A 24,523-nucleotide genomic window follows, 5' to 3' on the forward strand; every position below is an offset into this window, starting at 1 on the left:
GCGCTCAAAGCCTTGCGAAATTGATTGCGCACGCGGCGAGCATCGCTTCGACTTTCTCGAGCGATTGCCGCCCGGCCTCGCCGGCGGGTTGCATCTTCGCTGGCGCAGGAAACGAACCATAGCCGGCGAAAAGGGCGTGCCAGCTCATCGCCGAGTAGGCCGGCACGGCGTAGGCGCGCGCGTTCGCTTTGGCGAGGTCGCCATGAGTGAACCAGGCGGTCATCATCGCCTTGAGGCCGTCCGACAGGTCCTGGTTCTTGCGGTTCTCGTGCCAATAGGGCGAATCGTTGCGCTGGTTCATCCGGTAGTGGCCGACGATGTAGTCGCGCACCCCTTCGTAGCGGAGCGCGACACGGTCGTTGAAGGCTGCACGGTGCCGGTCGGTAAAACCGCCGTCCTCGAAGGCGCGCGCGAATTCGAGCGCGGTGGCGATGACGATGTGGAGCGCGGTCGCTTCAAGCGGCTCGATGAACCCCTGCGCCAGGCCGGCGGCAAGGCAGTTGCGGTGCCACGTCCGCTCGACGCGGCCGACCCGCATGCGCAGGATCCGGGCATCGGCCGTGCTGCCGCAGGCGGCGCGCAGTTCCGCCTCCGCCGCTTCGTCCGAGATGTGCGCGCTGGAATAGACGTAGCCGTTGCCGACGCGGGTAGTGAGCGGGATCGACCAGCGCCATCCGGCGGTCATGGCGACGGCCTCCGTCTGCGGGCGGATCGCCGCCGGTCGCCCTGTGGGCATGACGACCGCGCGGTCGTTGAAGAGGTTGCCTGCGAAGGACCGGAATTCTCCGCCCAGCGCGCGCTGGGCGATGATACCGACGAAGCCCGAACAGTCGACGAACAGGTCGCCTTCGATTCGCTCGCCGCCTTCGCACACCAGCGCCGCGACATTGCCGGCCTCGTCCAGCGCGACATCGGCGACTCTGCGTTCGAGATGGACGACGCCGCGCGCGGTCGCCCAGTCGCGCAGGAACGCGCCGAGCTTGTGGGCATCGAAATGGTAGCCGTAGCTCGGGCCGAAGGGGAAGCCGGCCCCCGGGTGCGGGCCCCTGCCCTCCTCCGCAAGCCGTGCTGCGAGAAACCACGGGTCGGGCAGCGCGGGCACGTCCAGGCCCCGCCGGGCGAGCGCGCAGTTGGCGACGAACGCCGGTTCGGTGTGAAGGTCGACCGGTCCCGGGAACGGGTGAAAGTAGCTTTCGAAACCCGGCCGCTCGCTCCAGCCGGTGAACCGGATACCGAGCTTGTAGGTGGCATCGCACGCGGTCATGAAAGCCGCTTCGTCGATGCCGAGATGGTCCCACAGCGCCTTCATCTGTGGGGTCGACCCTTCGCCCACGCCGATGGTGCCGATCTCGGGACTTTCGACCAGCGTCACACTGCCGCCCCGGTGACCCCAGGCCTTGTGCAGAAGGCAGGCGGTGATCCAGCCGGCGCTGCCGCCGCCCAGGACTACGACACGGGGAGGTTTCGGCTGGTCGTCGTGGCTCACCGCCAGAGCCATGCCAGCATTTCGGGCATCCGTGCACGCCAGAAATTCTCGTCGTGCTCCGCGCCCGCGAAACTGCGAGCGGTGAAGTCGCGGCCCTCCGCCCAGCCCGCCGCGGCGAAGTCGCCGGCGACCGCATCCTGCCATGGACCGAACGTGCCATCCATTCCGGCCGTGCCGTGGTCCATCCAGATACGCCGGCCCCCGGGCCTGCCGAGCGCGGTCGCGAGATAGGCCGCCCATGCGCGCTCGATACCCGGCTTGTGAGCGGCAGCCACGTCGCCGCCGACCGGCGCGAAGGGGATGCTCACGCACCCTGCCCGGCCGAAGACGTCGGGCCGCTCGATAGCGGCATAGCAGGCCATGAGCCCGCCCATGCTGGCGCCGACGACGGTCGTGTCGCGCGGGGCCGTGCGCGTGCGGAAGGTCCGGTCGACGCGGGGCTTCAGCACGTCGGCCACCCAGCCGAGCTGGCGATCGGCCGCGAACGGCCCGCCCGCCTCCCCGGCCATCGCGGCCCGGACGGCATCGGGCATCGCCGCCGCGGGCTTCTGCGGCAAGTAGACGCGGTAGCGGTCCTTGCCGGGCGGAGACCACACGCCGACGACGATGTGCGGCTCCGCCTCCCCCGCCCCGACCATGCGGCCGAGGACATCCTGCACCATCCACGCCTTGCCGTAATGGGTCTGCGCAGGGTCGAACAGGTTCTGCCCGTCCCACATGTAGAGCACCGGGTATCGGCGGGCGGGATTCGCGGCGTATTCGGGCGGCAGCCAGACGGTCACGCGCTGTTCGGGCAGGCCCTCCGCAGCGAGGCCCGCCCACTCGATCGTACGGGCAACGGGCGGCTGCGGCGGTACCGTCGCGCATCCTGCCAGCGCGAGCGCGAGAACCGCCGCGAGCAACCGTGCGATCATTTGCCCGGGGCGAGGCGCACCGCCGCCCCGCCGCCGGGCGCGAGCCAAAGGGTCAGCGTGTCGCCCTTGCGCACCGTCTTCGTGTCGTAGGCGATCCGGTGGCGCGCATCGGTCTCGTAAGTCGCGCCCTCGCCGTCCTTCCAGATCGAGGCGGTGTAGGGCTTGCCGGGTTCGAGGAAGTCGAACGTCACCGTGACCTCGCGGGCCGTCGCATCGTTGATGCCGCCCACGTACCAGTCGGCGCTGTTGCGATCCTTGCGCGCGAAGATCGCGAACTCGCCCACCTCGCCCGCGACGAGATGGCTTTCGGCCCAGTCGGCCGGCACAGCCTTGATGAATTCGAGCTCCTTCGGATGCTCGGCGAGGCTTTCGACGAAGTCCGCCGCCATCTGGATCGGCGAATAGATCGCGAGATAGAGGCCGAGCTGCTTGGCGACCGTACTGGCCATCGGCACCCCGTTGCCGCCGGTCACGCTGAGCACTCCGGGCGTGTAGTCCATCGGCCCCGACAGCATCCGGGTATAGACCAGCGTCGGTTCGTGGCTCGGCGGATTGTTGAACGGCGCCCACGCGTTGTATTCCTGACCCCGCGCGCCCTCGCGGGCGACCCAGTTGGGATAGGTGCGGCGCAGGCCGGTATCCTTCACCGGTTCGTGCGGGTTGATCGCCACCTTATTTCTCGCCGCTTCCTCGACCACCCGCAGGTGGTGCTGCACCTGCCGCTGGCCATCGTGCCATTCCATCGTCTGCTCCCCGCACGGGTCGGCGATGTCGGCGTTGCAGGAGATGATCCCGCCGGCATCGGCGACGTAGCCGGTCTTGACCACGTCGATCCCGTACTGCGCGTTCTGCTTCATCGCGTCGGCGAGCTGCGCCTCGTACACCGCGATGTTGCCGCCGGTCTCGTTATGACCGATGAGGTGCACGCCCTTCTTCCTGGCATAGGCCGCCAGCGCAGGCAGATCGAAGTCGGGATAGGGCTTGGTGAAGCTGAATTCGCGGCCGTTGCCGAACCAGTTGCCGTCCCAGCCGTAATCCCAGCCTTCTACGAGGACCCCGCGGAAGCCGTGCTTGGCGGCGAAATCGATGTACTGCTTGGTCCGCTCGGTCGTGGCGCCGTGATTGGGACCCTGCGCCCAGCTCCACTTGCCGCTGATCATGCCCCACCAGATGCCGATGTACTTGGCCGGCTTGAACCAGCTGACGTCGCCCAGCTTGTTGGGTTCGTTGAGGTTGAGTTCGAGATCGCTTTCGACGAGGCCCGCCGCGTTCGGCGCGATACGGACCGAGCGCCACGGCGTCGTGAATGCGCCCGTGCGCACGACCTTGGCCCCGCGGCTCGAGGGGGCGAGCGTCGCGCGAAATCGCTGGCCGGTCAGCCGCTGCAACCACATGCCCGAATAATCGACCAGCGCGGCCTCGTGGAATGCCATGTGGGTGCCGTCGTCGAGGCGGATCGTCATCGGCGTGTGCGCCATCGAGACCGCGTCGATCGGGGTCTTCTGGTAGATCTGCTCGTAGCGGTTGAAGTCGCCCGCCTGGATCCACCACGCGGTGCCCTTGGGCACGATGGCGAACTCGGTCAGCTCTTCCGCGATGCTGGTCTTGGGTTGATCCGGCCGGTCCGGAAATTCGCTTCGGAATCCGAACCCGTCGTCGAACACGCGGAAGCGGACGGTGAAGCGCCGGTCTGTGGGTGCGTGGGCGAACGTGACGGCCAATTCGTTGTGCCGGTCGGTCACGAAGCGGCGCTCGCCCCACGGCTGTTCCCACCGGGTGTCGACGCTGGCCGTCTTCGGCGTGCCTTCGATGGCGAGGCCGCGGCGCAGCGGGTCCTCGTCGGTGAAGTTGAAGGCGATGACGCTCTTTTCGATCAGCGGCTTGCCGCCGCGCGAGACCTCGTAGAACGGGATGCCCTCGCCGTCGGCATCGACGGTGACGACGATGCTGCCGTCGGGCGATGCGACGGTCTCGGCACCGAGAACCGCCGCCGGGGCCACGAGCGCTGAGGCGGCGAGGAGGAGCGCGGCGGCCTTCATCGGGCGATCACCAGCGCGGCGTAGGCGGGCAGCGCCGAAGGGGTCGCGCCGTTGATGGCGGCCAGTGTATCTCCGGTCGCCCGGTCGTGGTTCAGTTCGATGGTCTCTCTCCCGAAATTGGCGACGATGCGGACGCTTTGCCCGTCTGCGCTGCGGTCGAGGACGAGCAGGTCGCCTTCCGCGCGGCAGGCATCGATCGTCCCGTGATGGAGCGCGGGGTTCGCCGCGCGCAGCGCCAGCATCGCGCGCGTATGCGCCAGAAGCGAGCGATCGTCGGCTTCCTGCACGTCGACCGCGCGGCCCGCGTTTTCGGCCCCGACGGGCAGCCACGGCTCGGTGGACCCGAACCCGGCGTCCGCCGCGTCTGCGGTCCAGGGCATGGGCGTGCGTGCGCCGTCGCGGCTGAGGGTGAGCGGCCAGTTGGCGATCGCTTCGGGATCGCGCACCTGTTCGAACGGAATGTCGACCTGGGTCAGCCCCAGTTCCTCGCCCTGATAGAGGATGGCATTCCCGCGCAGCGCCACCAGCAGGAGCATCTTGAGCCGGGCGAACGCGTCCCGGTCGGCCGGCGCACACCACCGGCTGAGCGCGCGCGGCGCGTCGTGGTTCTCGAACGCCCAGCTCGGCCAGCCGAGGCCGGGCGCATTGGGCCATTCCGCGAGCGCCGCGCAAACCAGTTGCGGCGTCAGCCGGTCGGCATAGAGGAAGTTGAACCCGTAGGCCGAATTGAGGTGATTCTCGCCGGCGGTAAAGGCCTTCATCTCGGCCTCCGCCTCGTCACCGCCGACCTCGGCGACGGTGAAAACCGCATCGTACCGGTCGGTCAGCGCGCGAATCCGCTCGATGAAGCGCGGGATGTCGGGATGGGACTGGTTGTGGACCCGGCGCTGGAAATCGAACGGCCGCGTGCGCGGCCTGTCGGTCGGCGGCGCGGGCGGATTGTCGCGCAAGGCAGGGTCGTGCATCGCGAAGTTCAGCGCATCGATGCGGAACCCGTCGACGCCCCTGTCCAGCCAGAACCGCATCACCCCCAGAACGGCGTCCTGCACGGCGGGGTTATGCAGGTTGAGCTGCGGCTGGCTGCCGAGGAAATTATGCAGGTAGTACTGTCCGCGCCGGGCGTCCCACGTCCACGCGGGACCCCCGAACACGGACTGCCAGTTCGACGGCGGCGACCCGTCGGGCTTGGCGTCCGCCCAGACATACCAGTCGTTCTTCGGGCCGGTTCTGTCCTGACGGCTCTCGGCAAACCACGGATGTTCGTCCGAGGTGTGCGAATAGACTTGGTCGATCAGCACTTTCAGACCGAGCGCGTGCGCCCGCTCGACCAGCGCATCGAAATCGGCCAGCGTGCCGAAAATGGGATCGACGTCGCAGTAGTCGGCCACATCGTAGCCGAAATCCTTCATCGGCGACCTGAAGAACGGGCTGACCCAGATCGCGTCGACGCCGAGCGAGGCGACGTGCTCCAGCCGCGACGTGATCCCGGGCAGGTCGCCGATCCCGTCGCCGTTGGAATCCATGAAACTGCGCGGGTAGATCTGGTAGATCGTCGCCCCGCGCCACCACGGGCGCGGCACGGTGTCGGCAAGTGAAAGTTTCTCGGGGCGGTTCACTGTACCGTCTCCCGCGCGCGGCAGACCGCCCAACCAAATGCCGGAAGCGAAACGGTGGCGCTGCCCGGAGCCGCGCTGGAAGCGGGGCAGTTGCCCGCCAAAGTCTGGAGGCTCAGCACATCCGTACCGACAACGATATTGGCTTTGCGCGGAGCAGCAGTGGTGTTGAAAACGACGAGGTACTCGGTACCGTCGACCGGATCGAAGCGACTGACGGCGAACACGCCCGGCTCCTGTTCGTAATGCCGCACGATCTGCTTTCCTGTGCGAAGCGCAGGATGCGCTTGCCGCAGTCGCGACAGCGCGCCGATCTGGCGAAACAACGGATGGCTTTCGTCGAAGTTCGCTTCTGCAGTGGTTGAAGCGGTGCCGATAAGGGGGTTATCGTTGTATATCGCCGTGCGGCTGGGAAACATGTCCTCCCGCGCGAGCTGGTCACCACCGGTCCCGACAAAACCCTGCTCGTCACCGTAGTAGATCACCGGTGCCCCCCGCAGCGTCAGCAACATCGCGTGTGCGAGAAGCGTGCGAGCCAGCAGGTCGTCATCGGAAATGTCCGGCATGTCGGCCTTCACCATCATCGCGAAGCGACCCATGTCGTGGTTGCCGAGGAATGTCGGCAAGTTGCGCGCCGCCGGTTCGCCGCCTTCGTAGAGCACATCTCCGTCGAACAGATCGTTGAGCACGTACGTGCCCTTCCCCCGGCCGAGCACTTCGCGCACGGCCGCCTGGAAGGCGAAGTCGAGCACCGCCGGTAACCCGTCCCGCCGGGTGTATTGAGCGATGTAGCCGTTGTCGGGCACGTCCTTGTATACTTCGCCGAAGATCGCGAAGTTGGGAATGCCGCGTGCAGCCGCGCGTGCCTGCATGGCCGGAACGAACTCCCGCCAGAAGCCCGGATCGACGTGACGCGCCGTATCGATGCGGAATCCGTCGACGCCGTAATCCTCGATCCATTTCCCGTAGATCTCGATCATTCCCGACCGGACGCGGGGATGTTCGGTGAACAGGTCGTCAAGGCCCGCGAAGTCGCCGAAGCGGCTGCTCTCGCCGGTAAACGTGCTGTCGCCGCGATTGTGATAATAGATCGGATCGTTCAGCCAGGCGGGCCGCTTCACGTCCTTCTCTCTTGCCGGCACCACAGGGGTGTAGGCGTAGGCGGGATCGGTCAACTCGGCGAAGTTGGCCGCGCTCGAATTCGCATCGCCGGCGAAACCCGCATTGATGGGCGCGCCGCCCAGGCCGCCCTTGCGCGAATAGGGATAGTCGCCGCGGCTGCGATACCTGTAACCATTCGCCTCGCCGTCGGCGTATTTGATGACGTCGGCGGTATGGTTGGTGATGATGTCCATGTAGACCTTCATCCCGCGCGCGTGGGCGTCATCGACGAAGACCTTGAATTCGGAAGGCGAGCCGAAGTGCGGATCGGGCCGGGTGAAGTCTGTCACCCAATATCCGTGGTAACCTGCGCTTTCATCGCCCTTCGGCCCCTGGACCGGCTTGTTCTGGAAGATCGGGGCGAACCAGATCGCGGTGATCCCGAGGTTCTGGAGATACGGCAGCTTCTCGGTCAGGCCCTTCAGATCGCCACCGTGGTAGAATCCCTTGGCCGTGGGATCGAAGCCGGTGACGAGCCGGTCGCCCGTAAGGCCGCCTCGATCGTTGGCCGGGTCCCCGTTGGCGAACCGGTCGGGCAGGACGAAATAGATCGTCTCGTCGGCCGGCAGGCGGTCCCGGAAGCTTGCAGCCGCGACCGGCGCGGTGGCCGCGGCGGGCGCAACCTGCGCAGAGGCACAGCCGGGGAGCAGGGCGACGAGTGCGGCGGCGAGAATGGGGCGGACGGTCATGCGGCGACTCCTTGCCGGGTTTGGGCGATGCACTGCACGGCCTCAAAATGGCGGGGCATCGGGCGAACCGCCTCGGCCGAGGCGGCTTCGATATCGGACAGGAAGCGGCGCAAGCCGTCCTCCGGCATGGCATCGGCCAGCGGGCTCCAGCGCCGGGTGGCGACATCCTGTCCCGCGAAGACCTGGAACCAGGCGACTTCGGTGAACAGTTCTTCGTGCTCGCGATGGATGAACCCGCAGGCCCGCCACGCCTCGATCTTCGCGACCAGCGTATCGGGCAGGTCCATCGAGCGGCAATCGTCCCACAAGGCTTCGCCGTGCCGGTTGTTGGCATGGTAGTGGAGGACGAGGAAATCGCGCACCCGGCTCCATTCGAAGTCGGCCTGCGCGTTGAACCAGTCGGCGATGCCCGGGTCCGGGCGGCCGGCGGGAAGAACCGAGAGAAACCGCCCGATCGCACTTTGGACGAGATGGATCGAAGTCGACTCCAGCGGCTCCATGAACCCGGCCGCGAGACCGATGGCGAGGCAGTTGCGGACCCAGTGCCGTCGACGTGTGCCGGTCGTGAAGCGCAGAGGACGCAAATCGCCCTGCGGCTCCCCGTCGAGGTTCGCCAGCAAGGTGTCCGCCGCCCTCTCGTCGCTCCAGTGCGCGGAGGAGTAGACCACGCCATTGCCGATCCGGTGCTGGAGCGGGATGCGCCATTGCCAGCCGCCCTCGCGCGCGGTGGAGCGGGTATAGGGCGTGAAATCGCCCCCGCCGGTGCATGGCACGGCGAGTGCCCGGTCGCAGGGCAGCCAATGCGACCATTCGTCGTAGCCCGCTTGCAAAGCGCCTTCGATCAGCAGGCCGCGAAAGCCGGTGCAGTCGAGAAAGAAGTCGCCGGCAATTCGCCGGTCGCCGTCGAGGGCGACGGAAGCGATTTCACCGGTCTCGCCCTTTTGCTCGACCGAAAGTACCGTCCCCTCGACACGCCGGACCCCGCGCGCTTCGGCATAGCGGCGCAGGAACGCGGCATAGAGCCCGGCGTCGAAATGGTAGGCGTAGGGCATGTCCCCGCTGGGCTGCATCCGGCCGGTCCGCGCGGCGATCTCGTTCACCGAATAGTGCGCAGTCGGCTTCGCGATGCCGAGGGCGCGGCCGCGCAGCCACAGGTCGCGGAATGGGACGAGCCCCTCCCCGCGACCCACCGTCCCGAAGGCGTGCATGTAGCTGCTGCCCGGGCGCCTCCAGCCGTCGAACGAAATGCCGAGCTTGAAGGTGGCACCGGTCTCGCGGACGAACTCGCCCTCGTCGATACCGAGCGCGGCGTTGAACAGGCGTATCTGCGGGATCGTCGCCTCGCCCACGCCGACGGTGCCGATCGCCTCGCTCTCGACGAGCGTGACCGTGAGGTGCGGGGCAAACCGCGATAGCGCGGCCGCAGCCATCCAGCCGGCGGTACCCCCGCCGACGATCACGATGGTCTCGAGCCTGTCAGTCGGCACGGATGCGCTCCCCCGCTCGTCGGTCGTCCGGGCGCCGCGGGGGCCAGCTTGGCCCGCGTGCGGCAACGTTACAAGGTCTGGCGGGATTGCGGCGGCCGGTACTCGTGTCGAACACCGGCCCCGCTCCCCGTATCGTCAGAACTTGTAGGTGAACCCGGCCAGGAACCGGCGACCGTAGATCTGGTAGTCGATCACCTGGTTACGGTTCGCGCCCACCGAAGCGAACCGTTCGTCGGTGAGGTTCTGTCCCTGCAGGTAGAGCGACAGGCCCTCCAGCGCGCTGCCCGGCTGGAAGTCGTAGCCGATCTGCGCGTCGATGATCGTCTCGGCGAGCGCGGTCCGGCGCGTCGGCGAACCGCCAAAGCCGGTGAAGTCGCCGAGGAAGGTCGACCGGTACCGCGCGCTGGCGCGGGCGTTGAAGCCGTACTTCTCGAAGTACGCGGTGCCGTTCACGACCCACTTCGAATAGCCGGGGATCTGCGTCTCGTTGCCGTCCGCATCCTCGACGTTGGTCTTGGTGTAGCCCGCGCCGCCGGTGATGCCGAACCCTTCGAGCGCGCTGCTGAAGGTCGAGAACGGGAGGGTGACCGCCAGTTCGCCGCCGTAGAGGTCGCCGCCGCCGGTGTTGACCGGAGCGTCGAGCGTGCCGATCGCCGGCAGGTTCGGGTAGGCCGCCGCACCGGTCGGGGTAGGGAAGCCCGAGTAATCGAACGGAATACGGCCGTTGAAGATGTAGCTCTTGATGTCCTTGTAGAACAGTTGGAGCGCGACGACGCCTCCGGTGCCGAAGTACTGCTCGACGTTGAAGTCGACCGCGTTGGCCCGGTAGGGGCGCAGGTACGGGTTGCCGCCGCCGCCGCGGATCAGGCCGCCGGGAACCGAGGCATCGATGCCGTAGCCGATCGACAGGCGCATGTCGTCGAGGCGGGGACGCATGATCTCGCGCGCCGCGGCGAAGCGCAGCACGGTGTTGCTGGGCAGGCGCAGCGACAGGTTGAGGCTGGGCAGGACGTCCCAGTAATCGTCGCCGAGCGTGCGAAGCAGCGGGCCGGCCGCCGGGAATACGAACCCGGTCGACTTCTGTTCGGTGTTGATCGCCTGGACGCCGACGTTGCCGGTCAGGTCGGCAGCGCCGAGCTGCGCCTCGATGTTCGCCTGGAGGTAGGCAGTCAGCAGGTCCTCGTTGACGGTGTAGCCCTTGCCCAGCACGTCGTTCGCGGCATTGGGGCCGGTGGTCACCCGCGGCTCGAGCACCAGCACTCCGCCTGCGATCAGATCGCGCGCGTCGTAGCTGAGGATGGGTCCGAGCCCAAGGTAGCCGAGGTTGGTCGAACGCAGCTGGTACTGCGACGGAAGCGCGACCCGCGTCGCGGTGCCCGGCAGGCGGATGAACGCCTCGTCCGGGGTCAACGTCTTTTCGCGGCGGGTGTAGTTCATCCCCACCTGCACGCTCGAGAGGAAGCCGCCGTTGAGCTCCTTCTCGACCTCGGTGCGGAACTGCCACAGCTCGTCGTTGATGATGCGGTTGTTGGAGTAGCCGGCCTGCGGCACGGCGCCCCCGCCCCAGCCGAGCGGGTCGGTGAGGAAGATGCGGCTGGGATCGCTGTAGTCGAGCGACGGGCTGAACACGGTGCCGGTCGGGCCCGACTGGAAGCCGATCGTGGCCGCCGCGCCGTTGCCGGTGTTCGCGCCGTCGAAGCCGGTGCCGGCGTAGCTTTCGAGGCTCAGCTCGTTGCGGTCGGTGCGCGAATAGCCGACGTCGAAGAACGCGTGCCAGCCGTCGTCACCGTCGTAGTCGACGTTGAAGCCACCCGAATACTGGTCGGCCTTGCGCTGGAAGATGTCGTTGCGCACGACGCCGCGCACGTTGCCAAACGTGCCCGCCGTGGCGAAGCCGTCCTCGACCGTGGTGATCGAGGTGGTGGTGCCGAACGAGCCAAAGCCGAGCGGCAGTTCGATGCCGCGCTTCGACTGGTCGTCGTTGAAGTTCGAATAGAACCCGTCGAGCGTCATGCGAAGCGTCGGGGTCGCCTGGTACTGGACGGTCCCGTTGATGCCGAGGCGCTTGAGCTGGGTCGAGGTGACGTACGACTTCGATCCGCCGATCACGCTCGGGCTCGCCGCCGAACCGTCGCCGGCGTATCCCCAAGCATTGAATTCCTGCAGCTGGTAGGGCTCGTCGACGTATGATGCGGCGAGCGAGACGCCGAGGGTGTCGTCGGCGAACTGGTCGACGTAGGTCGCATTGACGCGGTAGCCGAGGTCCTTCGAACCGGCGTTGAGCTTGCCGAGATCGGCGTAGGAACCGCGCGCGCCGACCGCCAGGATACGCTTGCCCGTCTCGAGCGGGCGGATCGTGCGGATGTCGATCGTGCCGACGAGCCCCTGGCCGACGAGCGAGGCACTCGGCGACTTGTAGACGACGACCTGGTTGACGATTTCCGCCGGGTACTGGTCGAGCTCGACCGAGCGGTTGTCGCTGGTGGTCGTCTGCTCGCGGCCGTTGAGGGTCGTCTGCGAGAAGTCCGGGCCGAAGCCGCGGATGGCGATCACGTTGGCGCGGCCGTTGAGGCGCTGGGAGGTGAGGCCGGGCAGGCGGGCGATCGATTCACCGATCGATGCGTCGGGCAGCTTGCCGATATCTTCGGCGTTGATCGCCTCGACGATCTGCTCGGCACCCTTCTTGGTGTTCACCGCGTTCGCGAGGCTGGCGCCGTAGCCGGTGACGACGATCTCGTTCGGATCGGCTTCCTGGTCGGCCGGCGCGGTATCCTCGGCGGTGGTGGTCGCGTTGGGATCGGTATTGGTGCTGGCACCGGTCGTAGTCTGAGCAAACGCCGCCGGGGCGAAACCGCCGACCAGCGCGAATGCCAGAGCCGTTCCGCTGACGCCGCGGATAATGGTGGTGCGAAGTGTCACGATCGATCTCTCCCCTCGGGGGCGCCGTCCAAAAGCGCCGCTCTTGTCGGTCCGATACGGGCGCGACCGCCCCTCCCGGAAGCCGGTATACGTATGCTTGTGCAGTGCAGCATCACCGGTGTGGCCGATTTGCGACATCCGCGGTCCCACCGTTCGCACTGGCTTTCCATTCGTGCGCGCGCGGCATAAGTCTCGATGCGATCAGGGAGAGAGCATGGGCCGCGCACCGACCGGCAGGCCGACCAGTTTCGACATCGCCTACCTCGCCGGGGTTTCGCAGCCGACGGTGAGCCGGGCTTTGCGCGGCGACCGGTCGGTAGCACTGGCGACGCGCGAGAAGATCGAGCGGATCGCGCGCGAGCTCAATTACACCGTCGACAAGAACGCGAGCTCGCTGCGGAGCCAGCGGTCGAACACCATCGCCCTGCTCTTTTTCGAGGACCCCACTCCCGACGAAAGCATGATCAACCCGTTCTTCCTGGCGATGCTGGGGTCGATTACGCGCGCGGCGGCCAATCGCGGACTCGATCTCCTCATCTCGTTCCAGCGGCTCGAGGACGATTGGCACGTACGCTACCAGGACAGCCACCGGGCCGACGGGCTGATCCTGCTCGGTTACGGAGACTGGACGGTTTACCAGCAACGCCTCGAGCAGCTGCGCCGGCAGGGCACGCACTTTGCCCGATGGGGGTCGGTATCCAACGATGCCGGGGGCGGCACGGTGGGCTCCGACAACTTCGAGGCCGGGCGCATGGCGGGCGAGCATCTCGTGGCGCGGGGGCGGCGGCGGGTGGCCTTTCTCGGGCACGCCGACAGTCACTACCCCGAATTTGCCAGCCGGTACGAAGGTCTATGCGCCGCCCTGCGGACAGCCGGGCTCGAACCCGAGTCCGCGCTCCAGCACGATGCGGTGACGAGCGAGGAAGCCGGTTACCGCGCCGCGCGGGCGATCCTGGCGGGCGGCATCCCGTTCGATGCGATCTTCGCCGCGTCGGACCTGATCGCGATCGGCGCCCTGCGCGCGCTTGCCGAGGCGGGGCGCAGCGTGCCTAGCGATGTCGCGGTGGTCGGCTTCGACGACATTCCGGCCGCCAGCCTCACCCGCCCGCCGCTGACGACCGTGCAGCAGGACATTCGCGGCGCGGGGGAGATGCTGGTCGAGACGCTGCTCGCCAATATCGCGGGCCGGCCCCGTCCCGCCCCGCGACTGCCGACCCGTCTCGTCGTCCGTGAGAGCACCGCCACCGGCTGACCCTGCCGCCCGCAGTCGCCCGCTGCTGCCCGAACGAGGGCAGCGCACAACATTCGTATGCGGCTTGCCGCACTGGCCGGTTTGCGCCAGCGCCTGCCGGATGAAAGGGCGGTCCGAGCCGCCGAGGGACACGGGAAGGATGGGCCGCGCATGAGCCAAGTGCTGGAGAAACCGCGGCAGGGCTTTGCCGGGCTGTGGAACATCAGTTTCGGCTTCTTCGGCATCCAGATCGGCTTCGCGCTGCAGAACGGCAACATGAGCCGCGTCTTCCAGACGCTGGGCGCGAGCATGGACGACCTTCCCGCGTTGTGGGTCGCGGCACCGCTCACAGGCCTCATCGTCCAGCCTATCATCGGATACCTGTCCGACCGCACGTGGAACCGGCTCGGCCGCCGACGGCCCTATTTCCTCACCGGAGCGATCCTCGCCGCGCTGGCGCTGTTCCTCATGCCGCTCGCCCCGTCGTTCGGCGCGCCGCTGCTGTTCGCGTCCGCGCTGCTGTGGCTGCTCGACGCCAGCCTCAACATCTCGATGGAGCCGTTTCGCGCGTTCGTGGGCGACATGCTGCGGACCGACCAGCACGCCGCGGGCTATGCGGTGCAGACCGCCTTTATCGGTGCGGGCGCGGTGGTCGGCTCGATCTTTCCCTGGTTGCTCGACCAGATGGGGGTCGCCAACGTCGCCCCCGATGGCGCGTTGCCCGACACCGTCCGTTGGAGCTTCTGGGCGGGCGGCGCGGCGCTGTTTGCGGCAGTGCTGTGGACGGTGCTGACGACCCGCGAATACTCGCCCGAACAGCAAGCTGCGTTCGCGGGCGCCGACGCGGTCCCCACCCACCAGCCGGTCGAGGCGCTGGCGGAAAAGGGATCGGGCGGACCGTTCGCCTGGGTCGCCGCGGGCGCCGTCGTCATGATCCTCGTCGACGTGCTGGCGCTGGAGAAGGAGGTCTATCTCCTCGGCGCACTGCTGATCGCCTACGGCGCGCTCAGCAGCATCGCGATCCGCCTCGCGCGAAAGGGCCGCGTCAACGGAATGCTGACCCAGATCGTCGGCGATTTTTCCGGAATGCCCGAGGTGATGAAGCGCCTCGCGCTGGTCCAGTTCTTCAGCTGGAGCGCGCTGTTCATCATGTGGATCAACACGACCCCGGTCGTGACGCAGTACGTCTACGGCAGCACCGATACCGCCAGCGCGGCTTACAACGACGGCGCGAACTGGGTGAACGTACTGTTCACGGTCTACAACGGCGTTGCGGCGGTCGCGGCGCTGGCGCTCCTCCCGTGGATGAGCCGTAGGTTCGGACAGGTGAAGACGCACTCGATCTGCCTGACGCTGGGCGCGGTCGGCTTCGTAATGTTCTTCTTCGTGCGCGACGCGCAGGCGCTGCTGCTGGCAGAGGTCGGGATCGGCATCGCCTGGGCCAGCATCCTCGCGATGCCGTATGCCATTCTCGCCAGCAACCTGCCGCAGGCCAAGCTCGGCATCTACATGGGCCTGTTCAACGTCTTCATCGTCGTGCCGCAGCTGCTGGTCGCGACCGTGATGGGCACGATCATGAAGCACGCGTTCCCGGGCGAGCCGGTGTGGACGATGCTGTTCGCCGCGGCCAGCTGGCTCGTCGCCGCCGCCGCGATGACCCGCGTGGCCTCGGCCATTCCGCAAAAGGCCTGATCCGATGAAGAACGCCATGCTCGCAGCCGCAGCCGTCCTCACCCTTGCCGCACCTGCCGCGGCGCAGACGACCTACGATCCGGTGTGGCAACCCGAACCCTATTCGACCGTCCGGCATCCCGAATGGTCGAAGGACGCGGTCCTCTACCAGATTAACACCCGCCAGTTCACGCCCGAGGGGACGTTCCGCGCGGCCGAGCGCGAATTGCCGCGGTTGAAGGCGCTCGGTGTGAATGTGCTGTGGCTGATGCCGATCCACCCGATCGGCGCGAAGAACCGCAAGGGCACGCTCGGCAGCCCCTATTCGGTGCGCGACTATTACGACGTGAACCCGGAATTCGGGACGAAAGCGGATTTCAGGCACTTCGTCGACGCGGCGCATGCGGCCGGTTTTCATGTCATCCTCGATTGGGTCGCCAACCACACCGCGTGGGACAACCGGTTGGTGACCGAGCATCCCGACTGGTACGAGAAGGACTGGAAGGGCGACTTCCGCCCCACCCCCTGGTGGGACTGGTCCGACATCGTCGATCTCGACTGGTTGCAGCCCGGTGTGCGCAAGCACGTGGGCGAGGCGATGGAGATGTGGGTGCGCGACTACGGCGTCGACGGTTTCCGCGCGGACGTGGCGGGCTACGTACCGCTCGATTTCTGGGAGAAGGAACGCGCCCGGCTCGAGGCGATCCGGCCGGTGTTCATGCTGGCCGAATGGAAATCGTCCGAACTGACGCGCAAGGCGTTCGACGCGGTGTACGCCTGGGAATGGCATCACATTGTCAAGGACATCGCGAAGGGCAAGTCCGACCCCAGCGCCCTCTACGGCTACTACGCCGAGAACGAGAGTGCCTGGCCGCGGCAGGCGATGCGGCTGACCTACATCGAGAATCACGACAGCAACGCGTGGGAAGGGACGCAATACGAGAACTTCGGCGATGCGCTGCCGGCGATGACGGCGCTCGCCTTCACCGGCGAAGGCCTGCCGATGGTCCACAACGGGCAGGAAGCCTGCAACGCCAAGCGGCTCGAATTCTTCGAGAAGGACCCCATCGACTGGTCGCAGGCGAATGGGTGCACGCTCGGTCCGCTGATCCGCGACCTCGTCGCCTTCCGCCGCGCGAATCCCGCGCTCGCCAACGGTCAATGGGGTGGCCGCATGAGCCAGGTCGTGACCGACCAACCGAAGCAGGTGTTCGCCTGGACGCGTCAGACGGACGGCAACCGCGTCGTGGGCATATTCAACCTGTCCGCCGCGCCGGTCACGGCTACGCTGTCCGATGCCCACGCGGCCGGGCAGTACCGCGCCTTTCGCACGGGTGAAGCGGTCACCCTGACGCCGGGGCAGACGCTCACGCTGGCCCCGTGGGAATATCGCCTGATGTCGGCCGCAGCCGTCCGCTAGGCGGTCACCCGCGCGAGAGCCTGCGTCGGCGGGGCGGGACGGCCCCTTCCATGGGCACGTCGAAGCGGCGGATGTAATCGGACATCCGCTCGACGACCTCGCCCTCGTCGAGGCCGAACTCGGGCAGGCTGTAGTGGTGCGGCGTACGCTTGAGCGCGCGGCTGCGCTCGATGTAGCGCTCCATGCCCGGGACGGCGCTGTCCATCTCGAGCCCGAGAAACTTGTAGATGCGCGCCATCGTGCCGCGCCAGTCGCGGTCCATCGCGTCGTATTGCACGTCGATCATGCGGTGGGCGGGTATGGCGCGCCGGGCCTCCATCATGCGGCGGGTCATGAGGTCGGTCTTGCGCAACCATTCCGCCCCGACGACGCCCGCACGGGCATGGTCGGAATAGATGATGGTCTGGTTCCAAGCGAGACTGGCCGCGCTGCCGACGACCTGGCGCGGATCGCGGTGGGTGAAGATCAGCCGCGCATCGGGGAAGACCTTCAGCAGCGCGGGCAGGTCGAGCATGTGCTGCGGGGTCTTTAGGATCCACGGACGCAGAGAGCTTTCCTGCTGGCTCCAGCCGATCAGCCGCAGCAGGTTCGCCATGTGCCGGTAGGCAGGCGTCGCATCCTCGCCTTCGGTAAAACGGGCGTAAGTCGGCACGTGCCACTGGGCATCGTGCTTCATGCCCCACATGCTCGCGACCAGCAGGCCGAGTTCTTCCTCCGGCTCGTAAGGGCCGGTAGGGTGGATCGACAGAGTGCGCGGATTGGCGAGCCGCGCGACCTTCATGATCCGGTTGGCGAGCTTCGGCCGGAAATCCTCGGCCCGGCCTGCCAAAACATCTTCGAAGTCGGGCCGCGGCACCGGGCTGATCGTCTCGAAGCTGCGCATGTGGGCGAAGCGGCGATCGGCGGCGAGCAGGCGGTGGAGCCGGGTTGTGCCGCTGCGCATGGGCCCGACGATCACCACCGGATGCGGGATCGGGCGCGCGAGGATTTCGGGATGCCGATCGAACCACATCTGGGTGTAGAGCCGGTCGCGCAGAACGTGGTGGAACTGCTTTTCCGCCGCGAGCGCGCCGATGGCGTTGAGCCGCGCCTCTTCCCGAACGCTTTCGAGCAGGACCTCCATCGGTTTCTCGAACCAGCGGTCGCCGAAGTCGGTGAGCCCCGTCGCCTCGACGGCCTGGCTCAGCAACTCGTCTTTCGTCAGCCTCGCGGGAGCGATCGCGCCGAACCTGCGCCCCGCCCTTACGCCCGCGTCGAGCACGTCGATTAAGCGGGTGCGGCGTGGCGGCCGGATGTCGGTTTCGTGCAAAGGGAACCCCCATCGTGAACAGGCAGCGTCCCACCGCGCCGGTTGCCTATCTACCGTTGCCCGCGCCGCCGGTTCCCGCATTGCCCTGCCCGAAGCGGTGCGGCATAGGCCGCGGCCATGCACGACATACGCCTCATCCGCGACGATCCCGCCGCCTTCGACGCCGCCCTCGCCCGCCGGGGTTTCGCCGCGTCGTCGGCGGAGGTGTTGGTCCTCGACGAGACCCGGCGCGCGGCCGCGACCAAGGCGCAGGACCTCCTTGCCCGTCGGAACGAGGCATCGAAGGCGATCGGCGCCGCTATAGGTCGCGGCGACACCGACGGGGCGGCTGCGCTCAAGGCGGAAGTTGCGGGAATCAAGGAAGAACTTCCCGCGCTGGAGGCTGCCGAGCGCGAGGCCGCGCAGGCCCAGGACGACCTTCTCGCGCGGCTTCCGAACCTGCCCGCCGACGACGTTCCCGACGGCGAGGACGAGGCGGGCAATGTCGAGATCGCGCGCTGGGGGACCCCCCGCGACTACGCTTTCGAACCGAAGGAACACGCCGATTTCGGGCCCGCCCTGGGCCTCGACTTCGAGGCCGGCGCCGCGATCGCGGGAGCGCGTTTCACGTTCCTGCGCGGGCAGATGGCAAGGCTGCAGCGGGCGATCGCGCAGTTCATGCTCGACGTCCAGACCGGCGAGCACGGCTACATGGAATGCGCCACGCCGCTGCTGGTGCGCGAGGAGGCGATGTTCGGGACCGGGCAGCTTCCCAAGTTCGCCGAGGACAGCTTCCAGACCACCGACGGACGCTGGCTGATCCCTACCAGCGAGGTCAGCCTGACGAATTTCTGCAGGGAAACGATCGCCGAATTTGGCACTCCCTTGCGTCTGACGGCGCTCACCCCGTGCTTCCGTTCCGAAGCCGGATCGGCGGGGCGCGACACGCGCGGGTACATCCGCCAGCACCAGTTCGAAAAGGTGGAGCTCGTGAGCATCTGCCGCCCCGACCATGCCGCCGCCGAACACGACCACATGCTCCGCAGCGCGCAGGTCGTCCTCGAACGGCTCGGCCTGCCCTACCGCACGATGCTGCTGTGCGCGGGCGACATGGGCTTCGGCGCGAAGAAGACCTACGACCTCGAGGTCTGGCTGCCCGGCCAGCAGGCTTACCGCGAGATCAGCTCGGTGAGCTGGTGCGGCGACTTCCAGGCGCGGCGGATGAACGCCCGCTACCGTGCGGAGAACGGCAAGCCCGCCTTCGTCCACACCCTCAACGGCAGCGGCCTGGCGGTCGGGCGCACGCTGGTGGCGGTGCTGGAGAACTACCAGCAGGAAGACGGCAGCGTGATCGTGCCCGAGGCGCTGAAGCCGTGGGCCGGCGGGCTCGAGATACTGGAGCCGGCAAACTGATGCGCATCCTCCTCACCAATGACGACGGCATTCACGCTCCCGGCCTCGAAGTGCTGGAAGCGATCGCCCGCGAGTTCACCGACGACATCTGGATTTGCGCGCCGAGCGAGGAACAGTCGGGCGCGGGACACTCGCTTACGCTCACCCGTCCGGTACGATTGCGCAGGCACGACGAGCGGCGCTTCTCGGTCACCGGCACCCCGACGGACGCGGTGACGCTGGGCCTGCGCAAGGTGATGGACGGCCCGCCCGACGTGATCCTGTCGGGGGTCAACCGCGGCGCCAACCTCGCCGACGACGTGACCTATTCAGGCACCGTGTCCGCCGCGATCGAGGGCGCGCTGGCCGGCATTCGCGCGATTGCGCTGAGCCAGGTTTACGCCAGCGAAGGTATGGGCGACTCGGTCCCGTTCGATGCCGCCAGGGCCTGGGGCGCGAAGGTGCTCGCCCCGCTCCTCGATGTGCCGCTGCCGAAACGCACGCTCGTCAACGTGAACTTCCCCGCCCTTCCCGCCGACCGGATCAGGGGTATTCGCGCAGTGCGGCAGGGGTTCCACGACTATTCGCGCGGCACCGTGGTCGAGGGCCGCGACCCGCGCGGCTATCCCTACTACTGGTTCGGCCTGGAGGCGATCGAGCACACGCTCGATCACGGCACCGATCTGGAAGCGATCGCCGACGGGTACATCGCGGTCACCCCGCTGCAGCTCGACCTCACCCACCACAGCTCGCTCGGCGCGCTGGCCGATCGTTACGGTTGAGCCTTTCGGATAAAGGGGACGGGGATTCCCATTCGCGCGTGACGCGTTATGGTCGCACCCCATGAAGAGGATCGCCACCCTGCTCGCTGCGGCGCTGGCCGCTTCCCCCGCCCTCGCGGCGAACCCCAGGACCGAGACCGAGCACGTCGTCACCGATGGCGAGACGCTGTCCGGCATCGCCGCGCGCGCCGGAGTACCGCTGTCGGTCATCGCCGAGGCCAACCTGCTGCGCGAACCATATGCGGTGCGAAAGGGGCAGAAACTCGCCATTCCCCGCCAGCGCGTGCACACGGTCCGGAAGGGCGAGACCGGGCTCGGCATTGCCGCCAGATATGGCGTGCCCTTCGACCGGATCGCCGTCGCGAATGGTCTAAGCGAAAGCGGGACCGTGCTGCTGGGGCAGAAACTGATCATCCCGGCGGTCGTCGCCGCGCCCGATGCGGCGTCGCTCGCCGTCGCGGCAGCGAGCGCGGCTACGTCCGATCCGTATTTCCGCCGACCGCACGACGGGAAGGTTCAGCTCGGCTATTCCCGCCGCGCCGACGGGAAGGGGCATGACGGGATCGACTATGCCGCCAACCCGCTCGACATGGTCCGCGCTTCCGCGAGCGGGACGGTGAGCGGCATCTCGCAGCGCGATCCACGGTTCGGCAAAATGGTCACCATCGATCACGGCGGCGGCTGGAAGAGCGCCTACGGCCACCTCGCCGACATTACCGTGGAGATGGGCGACGTCGTCAAGACCGGCGAGCGCGTGGGCCTCGCCGGAAGCAGCGGGCAGGCCGACGGAAACGAGGTCCACTTCGCCATCCGCCGCAACGGCAGGCCGGTCGACCCGGCCCCTTTGCTCGCCCGGTGAGCCGAGGTTGAGCAAGAAGCCCGCTCCTAGACGGCCGTACCGCGGGCCGCGCTTCCAGCCGCTGCGGCGCTCGGTGGGCGTGCCGGTGTGGGCCGACCTCGGCATCCGGCTGGCTCTGGCGCTGGGCCTCGTGATGATGGTGGTGATGATCCACTGGCTGGATCGCGATGGGCTGGTCGACAACCTCGACGGGCACATCACCTTCCTCGACGTCGTCTATTTCACGATGATCTCGATCACCACCACGGGCTTCGGCGACATCGCGCCGGTATCCGACCGGGCGCGGCTGATCGAAGCAGTGATCGTCACCCCGATCCGCTTCGCCGTGCTGTTCATCTTCGTGGGCGCGGCCTACGACTTCGTCATCCGCAGGAGCTGGGAGAAATACCGCATGCGGCGCATTCAGGAACGGCTGACCGGCCACATCGTCGTGCTCGGCTTCGGCATCTCGGGTTCGGAAGCGGTCCACGAACTGATCGAGCGCGGGACCGACCCCGCGCAGATCGTCGTCATGGACCCGAGCGAGGAACGCCTGGCCGAGGCCGAGGCCCTGGGCTGCAACGTGATCGAGGCCGACGCCACCCGCGACGAGAGTCTGGAGGCCGTGCGCATCTCGCGCGCCTCGACCGTGCTCGTGTCGGCGGGGCGCGACGACAGCTCGATCCTCATCGTGCTGACCGTACGCCACCTCGCCCCCGAAGTCCCGATCAGCGTGGTCGTGCGTGCAGCCGACAACGAACTGCTCGCCCGCCAGGCGGGGGCCGACAACGTCATCAACCCGGTGCGCTTCACCGGACTGCTGCTGGCTGGCAGCGCGCAAGGTTCGCACATCGCCGACTATATGGCCGATCTCGCCTCCTTTGGCGGCAAGGTGCAGCTCGTGGAACGCAAGGTCGCGCCGGACGAAGTCGGCAAGACGATCGAGGAGCTGTCGAGCGGCGGCAAGGGCCTGCGCGTCTATCGCGGCGATACGATGCGCGGATACTGGGAATGCGGCCCGCTGGAGATGGGCGATACGATCGTCGAAATCCGTCCGACCGCAGTGACCGAAGCCTAGCCCAGGAGGAAGAACACCAGCCCCATCGCAAGATAGGCGGCCAGCCAGTACCCCGCGTCGATCAGCGCGACCCGGGTGGGGACGCGAAGCTGGGCGAAGCTGATCCACAGCGCCGGGATGACGAAGGCGAGCGCGAGGCCGCCGCTCATCATGAAATAGAGCCACGGCTTTGCCGCCAGCGTGTCGGCCCCGACGCGGGCGAACATATGGCCCAGCATCGCCGCGGTCAGCAGCAGGAGCACCGCCGACACCGCCACGATGCTGGCCGGGCGGCCCCGCCCGATCAGCCGGCCGGCCGCGACCTTGCGCGTCTTGGCCCGGCCGAACACCGGGCCGAACCAGGCACAGGCGAGCCCGCCTGCGACGAGCGCGGCGACGATCACGGCGATCCAGTTGACGGGTCCCAAGCCCGGCGACCTTCCTTAAGATGTGTTATGGTTCGCCGGTGTAGCGCAAACGCGCGCACGGGTGTAGGGGGCCGCGCAAATGCCCGGCTCCACCCCTCTTTCGACGATCCCCGACCAGAAGCGCATCGGCATGGTCAGCCTCGGCTGTCCCAAGGCGCTCGTCGATTCCGAACGCATCCTCACCCGGCTGCGCGCGGATGGCTATGCGATGAGCCCGGACTATGCCGGCGCGGACGTGGTGCTGGTCAACACCTGCGGCTTCCTCGACAGCGCGAAGGAGGAAAGCCTCGAGGCGATCGGCGAGGCCATCGCCGAGAACGGCCGCGTGATCGTGACCGGCTGCATGGGCGAGGAGGCCGAGGTCATCCGCGCGCGTTTCCCCGAGGTACTCGCCGTGACCGGCGCGCAGCAGTACGAGGCTGTGGTTGAAGCCGTGCACGGGGCCGCGCCGCCGAGCCAGGGGCCGTTTATCGACCTCGTTCCGCAGCCCTCCGCGCTCAAGCAGCGAAGCGGTAGCGCCGACGAATACGTCAAGCTGACGCCGCGGCACTACAGCTATCTCAAGATTTCCGAAGGCTGCAATCACTCCTGCGCGTTCTGCATCATCCCCCAGCTGCGCGGAAAGCTCGTCAGCCGGCGGATCGACGCGGTGCTGCGCGAGGCGGAAAAACTGGTGGCGGCCGGCACGAAAGAATTGCTGGTCATCAGCCAGGACACCTCGGCCTACGGCGTGGACACCCGGCACGACGAACGGATGTGGAAGGGACACCCCGTCCGCGCGCACATGACCGATCTCGCGCGCGAACTCGGCCAGTTGCGCACGCCGGAGGGTGCGGCGCCGTGGGTGCGGCTGCACTACGTCTATCCCTACCCCCATGTCGATGCGGTCATTCCGCTGATGGCCGAGGGGTTGTTGACGCCGTACCTCGACATCCCCTTCCAGCACGCCAGCCCCAAGGTGCTGCGCGCGATGAAGCGCCCGGCGAACGAGGCCAAAGTGCTGGAACGGGTGAAGGCGTGGCGGCAGATCGCCCCCGACCTCACCATCCGGTCGAGCTTCGTCGTCGGCTTCCCCGGCGAGACCGAGGACGACTTCCGCTACCTGCTCGACTGGCTGGAGGAAGCCCAGCTCGACCGGGTGGGCGGTTTCCGCTTCGAGCCGGTCGCCGGCGCGCAGGCCAACGACTTGCCCGATCCCGTACCCGAGGCGGTGAAGGAAGAACGCTACGCCCGGCTGATGGAAGTCACCGAGCGGATCAGCGCAGCCAAGCTCGCCGCCAAGGTGGGCCGGGTGCTGCCGGTGATCGTCGATGAAGTAGGCGAACCCGACGAGGACGGCGACGTGGGGGCCACCGCGCGCAGCCAGGCCGACGCGCCCGAGATCGACGGCAACGTATACCTGCGCGATGTGCCCGCCGGCATCGTGCCGGGCACGATCGTCGACGTCCGCATCGAGGATGCCGACGCGCACGACCTCTACGGGGTTATCGCCCAGGAACGCGCAACGTCCTGAAGGTGATGCTGCGCCGGAGCGCGTCCATCGGCGCGATCGAGTGCTCCCATTCGTGCCGCACCTCGCCGTCGAGCAGGTAGACAGAGCGCGGCGGCAGTTCGACGCTGCGCCGGTCGAATCCTCCGTCCGCCCGTCGCCGGCGCAGGCGCAGCACCGCCGGCGCGCCGAGCGACAGGCCCATGACCTGCCCGTACTGCGGCCGGTCGCGGTGCCAGCCGATCCCTGCGCCCGGATCGTAGCGGATCAGCAGCGCCTGCACGAACGGCTCCGTCTCCACGCCGAGTGCCGCGGCGAGATCGGCGCGCAACGCGGTCAGCCAGTCCGGCAAAGGCGGCGCAGGGATCGTGCGCCCCCGCTGGTAGTCGTAGGCCGAGCCGTAATGCGCGGTCAGCCGCTTCCCTTCCCACTGCCCGAACTTGAACGGTTCGAGCGGCGCGGCGTCGATCCGGGCGGCGCACGCGCGCTCCCCTTCCGGACCGATCGCGTGCGGCACAAACGACAGGCCCGGCACCGCCGGATCTGGGTCGAACAGGGACGGCTGCACGGACATTCAGGTGATATGGTGACAGCCTGCCGCACCGGCCATCCCCCCCGA

The 24,523-nt window shown here is 67.8% G+C and carries 18 protein-coding genes; 8 read left to right on the forward strand and 10 right to left on the reverse strand.

The features are described from left to right. Positions 1-4 precede the first annotated feature (4 nt). From D4766_RS04180 to D4766_RS04210, 7 genes are all read right to left on the reverse strand, one after another. Positions 5-1,498 carry a tryptophan halogenase family protein gene (locus D4766_RS04180; protein ID WP_120716315.1) on the reverse strand — a complete coding sequence of 498 codons (1,494 nt, stop codon included), beginning with the start codon at positions 1,496-1,498 and terminating at the stop codon, positions 5-7. After that, on the reverse strand, positions 1,483-2,400 hold the full coding sequence (locus D4766_RS04185; protein WP_120716316.1) for an alpha/beta hydrolase: 918 nt from the start codon (positions 2,398-2,400) through the stop codon (positions 1,483-1,485). Before D4766_RS04185 ends, D4766_RS04180 begins: the two co-directional genes overlap by 16 nt. Next, complete coding sequence (locus D4766_RS04190) at positions 2,397-4,439, reverse strand: glycoside hydrolase family 97 protein (RefSeq protein ID WP_120716317.1); 2,043 nt, start codon at positions 4,437-4,439, stop codon at positions 2,397-2,399. Before D4766_RS04190 ends, D4766_RS04185 begins: the two co-directional genes overlap by 4 nt. Beyond that, on the reverse strand, positions 4,436-6,055 hold the full coding sequence (locus tag D4766_RS04195; RefSeq protein WP_234024884.1) for an alpha-amylase family glycosyl hydrolase: 1,620 nt from the start codon (positions 6,053-6,055) through the stop codon (positions 4,436-4,438). Before D4766_RS04195 ends, D4766_RS04190 begins: the two co-directional genes overlap by 4 nt. Next, on the reverse strand, positions 6,052-7,902 hold the full coding sequence (locus tag D4766_RS04200; RefSeq protein ID WP_120716318.1) for an alpha-amylase family glycosyl hydrolase: 1,851 nt from the start codon (positions 7,900-7,902) through the stop codon (positions 6,052-6,054). Before D4766_RS04200 ends, D4766_RS04195 begins: the two co-directional genes overlap by 4 nt. Beyond that, a complete protein-coding gene (locus D4766_RS04205; protein ID WP_267896441.1) occupies positions 7,899-9,389 on the reverse strand; it encodes a tryptophan halogenase family protein in 1,491 nt (496 codons plus the stop codon). The genes D4766_RS04200 and D4766_RS04205 overlap by 4 nt, the downstream gene beginning before the upstream one ends. A gap of 135 nt (positions 9,390-9,524) precedes the next feature. Beyond that, positions 9,525-12,308, reverse strand: a complete 2,784-nt coding sequence (locus D4766_RS04210; protein ID WP_234024885.1) for a TonB-dependent receptor — start codon at positions 12,306-12,308, stop codon at positions 9,525-9,527. Positions 12,309-12,522: 214 nt separating this feature from the next. Between D4766_RS04210 and D4766_RS04215 the strand changes: the two genes are divergently transcribed. The 3 genes from D4766_RS04215 (at position 12,523) to D4766_RS04225 (ending at position 16,630) form a co-directional block, all read left to right on the forward strand. Further along, entirely contained in the window at positions 12,523-13,560 is a 1,038-nt protein-coding gene (locus D4766_RS04215) for a LacI family DNA-binding transcriptional regulator (protein ID WP_120716320.1), read from the forward strand. Positions 13,561-13,710: 150 nt separating this feature from the next. Further along, positions 13,711-15,231, forward strand: coding sequence for an MFS transporter (locus D4766_RS04220; protein WP_120718050.1), 1,521 nt, complete (start codon positions 13,711-13,713; stop codon positions 15,229-15,231). Positions 15,232-15,235: 4 nt separating this feature from the next. Further along, a complete protein-coding gene (locus D4766_RS04225; RefSeq protein ID WP_120716321.1) occupies positions 15,236-16,630 on the forward strand; it encodes an alpha-amylase family glycosyl hydrolase in 1,395 nt (464 codons plus the stop codon). Positions 16,631-16,634: 4 nt separating this feature from the next. Here the strand turns inward: D4766_RS04225 and D4766_RS04230 are convergent, their stop codons facing one another. After that, positions 16,635-17,939 carry a sulfotransferase family protein gene (locus D4766_RS04230; protein ID WP_234024886.1) on the reverse strand — a complete coding sequence of 435 codons (1,305 nt, stop codon included), beginning with the start codon at positions 17,937-17,939 and terminating at the stop codon, positions 16,635-16,637. A 117-nt stretch (positions 17,940-18,056) separates the two neighbouring features. Here D4766_RS04230 and serS point away from each other — a divergent pair, with 117 nt between their 5' ends. The 4 genes from serS to D4766_RS04250 all read left to right on the forward strand — a co-directional run bounded on the left by serS (position 18,057) and on the right by D4766_RS04250 (position 22,008). Further along, on the forward strand, positions 18,057-19,331 hold the full coding sequence (gene serS / locus D4766_RS04235; protein WP_120716323.1) for a serine--tRNA ligase: 1,275 nt from the start codon (positions 18,057-18,059) through the stop codon (positions 19,329-19,331). After that, entirely contained in the window at positions 19,331-20,092 is a 762-nt protein-coding gene (surE, locus tag D4766_RS04240; RefSeq protein ID WP_120716324.1) for a 5'/3'-nucleotidase SurE, read from the forward strand. The genes serS and surE overlap by 1 nt, the downstream gene beginning before the upstream one ends. A gap of 61 nt (positions 20,093-20,153) precedes the next feature. Then, positions 20,154-20,951, forward strand: coding sequence for a M23 family metallopeptidase (locus D4766_RS04245; RefSeq protein ID WP_120716325.1), 798 nt, complete (start codon positions 20,154-20,156; stop codon positions 20,949-20,951). Positions 20,952-20,958: 7 nt separating this feature from the next. After that, positions 20,959-22,008 (forward strand): potassium channel family protein, encoded by a 1,050-nt coding sequence (locus tag D4766_RS04250; RefSeq protein ID WP_194955790.1) that lies wholly within the window; start codon positions 20,959-20,961, stop codon positions 22,006-22,008. Here the strand turns inward: D4766_RS04250 and D4766_RS04255 are convergent. Next, positions 22,005-22,415 (reverse strand): DUF1761 domain-containing protein, encoded by a 411-nt coding sequence (locus D4766_RS04255; RefSeq protein ID WP_194955791.1) that lies wholly within the window; start codon positions 22,413-22,415, stop codon positions 22,005-22,007. The genes D4766_RS04250 and D4766_RS04255 overlap by 4 nt on opposite strands. 79 nt (positions 22,416-22,494) lie before the next feature. Here D4766_RS04255 and rimO point away from each other — a divergent pair, with 79 nt between their 5' ends. Next, complete coding sequence (gene rimO, locus D4766_RS04260; protein ID WP_120716326.1) at positions 22,495-23,928, forward strand: 30S ribosomal protein S12 methylthiotransferase RimO; 1,434 nt, start codon at positions 22,495-22,497, stop codon at positions 23,926-23,928. Here the strand turns inward: rimO and D4766_RS04265 are convergent. Continuing rightward, positions 23,900-24,478 carry an alpha-ketoglutarate-dependent dioxygenase AlkB gene (locus D4766_RS04265; RefSeq protein WP_120716327.1) on the reverse strand — a complete coding sequence of 193 codons (579 nt, stop codon included), beginning with the start codon at positions 24,476-24,478 and terminating at the stop codon, positions 23,900-23,902. The two genes, rimO and D4766_RS04265, sit on opposite strands and share 29 nt — an antisense overlap. Positions 24,479-24,523 lie beyond the last annotated feature (45 nt).

The sequence above is a fragment of the Tsuneonella amylolytica genome (assembly GCF_003626915.1).
GTDB lineage: Bacteria > Pseudomonadota > Alphaproteobacteria > Sphingomonadales > Sphingomonadaceae > Tsuneonella > Tsuneonella amylolytica.

Bases quoted from the DNA above. Each gene is read 5' to 3' on its own strand.
- D4766_RS04180 (WP_120716315.1), bottom strand. From the start codon at position 1,498: ATGGCTCTGGCGGTGAGCCACGACGACCAGCCGAAACCTCCCCGTGTC.
- D4766_RS04185 (WP_120716316.1), bottom strand. From the start codon at position 2,400: ATGATCGCACGGTTGCTCGCGGCGGTTCTCGCGCTCGCGCTGGCAGGA.
- D4766_RS04190 (WP_120716317.1), bottom strand. From the start codon at position 4,439: ATGAAGGCCGCCGCGCTCCTCCTCGCCGCCTCAGCGCTCGTGGCCCCG.
- D4766_RS04200 (WP_120716318.1), bottom strand. From the start codon at position 7,902: ATGACCGTCCGCCCCATTCTCGCCGCCGCACTCGTCGCCCTGCTCCCC.
- D4766_RS04215 (WP_120716320.1), top strand. From the start codon at position 12,523: ATGGGCCGCGCACCGACCGGCAGGCCGACCAGTTTCGACATCGCCTAC.
- D4766_RS04220 (WP_120718050.1), top strand. From the start codon at position 13,711: ATGAGCCAAGTGCTGGAGAAACCGCGGCAGGGCTTTGCCGGGCTGTGG.
- D4766_RS04225 (WP_120716321.1), top strand. From the start codon at position 15,236: ATGAAGAACGCCATGCTCGCAGCCGCAGCCGTCCTCACCCTTGCCGCA.
- serS (WP_120716323.1), top strand. From the start codon at position 18,057: ATGCACGACATACGCCTCATCCGCGACGATCCCGCCGCCTTCGACGCC.
- surE (WP_120716324.1), top strand. From the start codon at position 19,331: ATGCGCATCCTCCTCACCAATGACGACGGCATTCACGCTCCCGGCCTC.
- D4766_RS04245 (WP_120716325.1), top strand. From the start codon at position 20,154: ATGAAGAGGATCGCCACCCTGCTCGCTGCGGCGCTGGCCGCTTCCCCC.
- rimO (WP_120716326.1), top strand. From the start codon at position 22,495: ATGCCCGGCTCCACCCCTCTTTCGACGATCCCCGACCAGAAGCGCATC.
- D4766_RS04265 (WP_120716327.1), bottom strand. From the start codon at position 24,478: ATGTCCGTGCAGCCGTCCCTGTTCGACCCAGATCCGGCGGTGCCGGGC.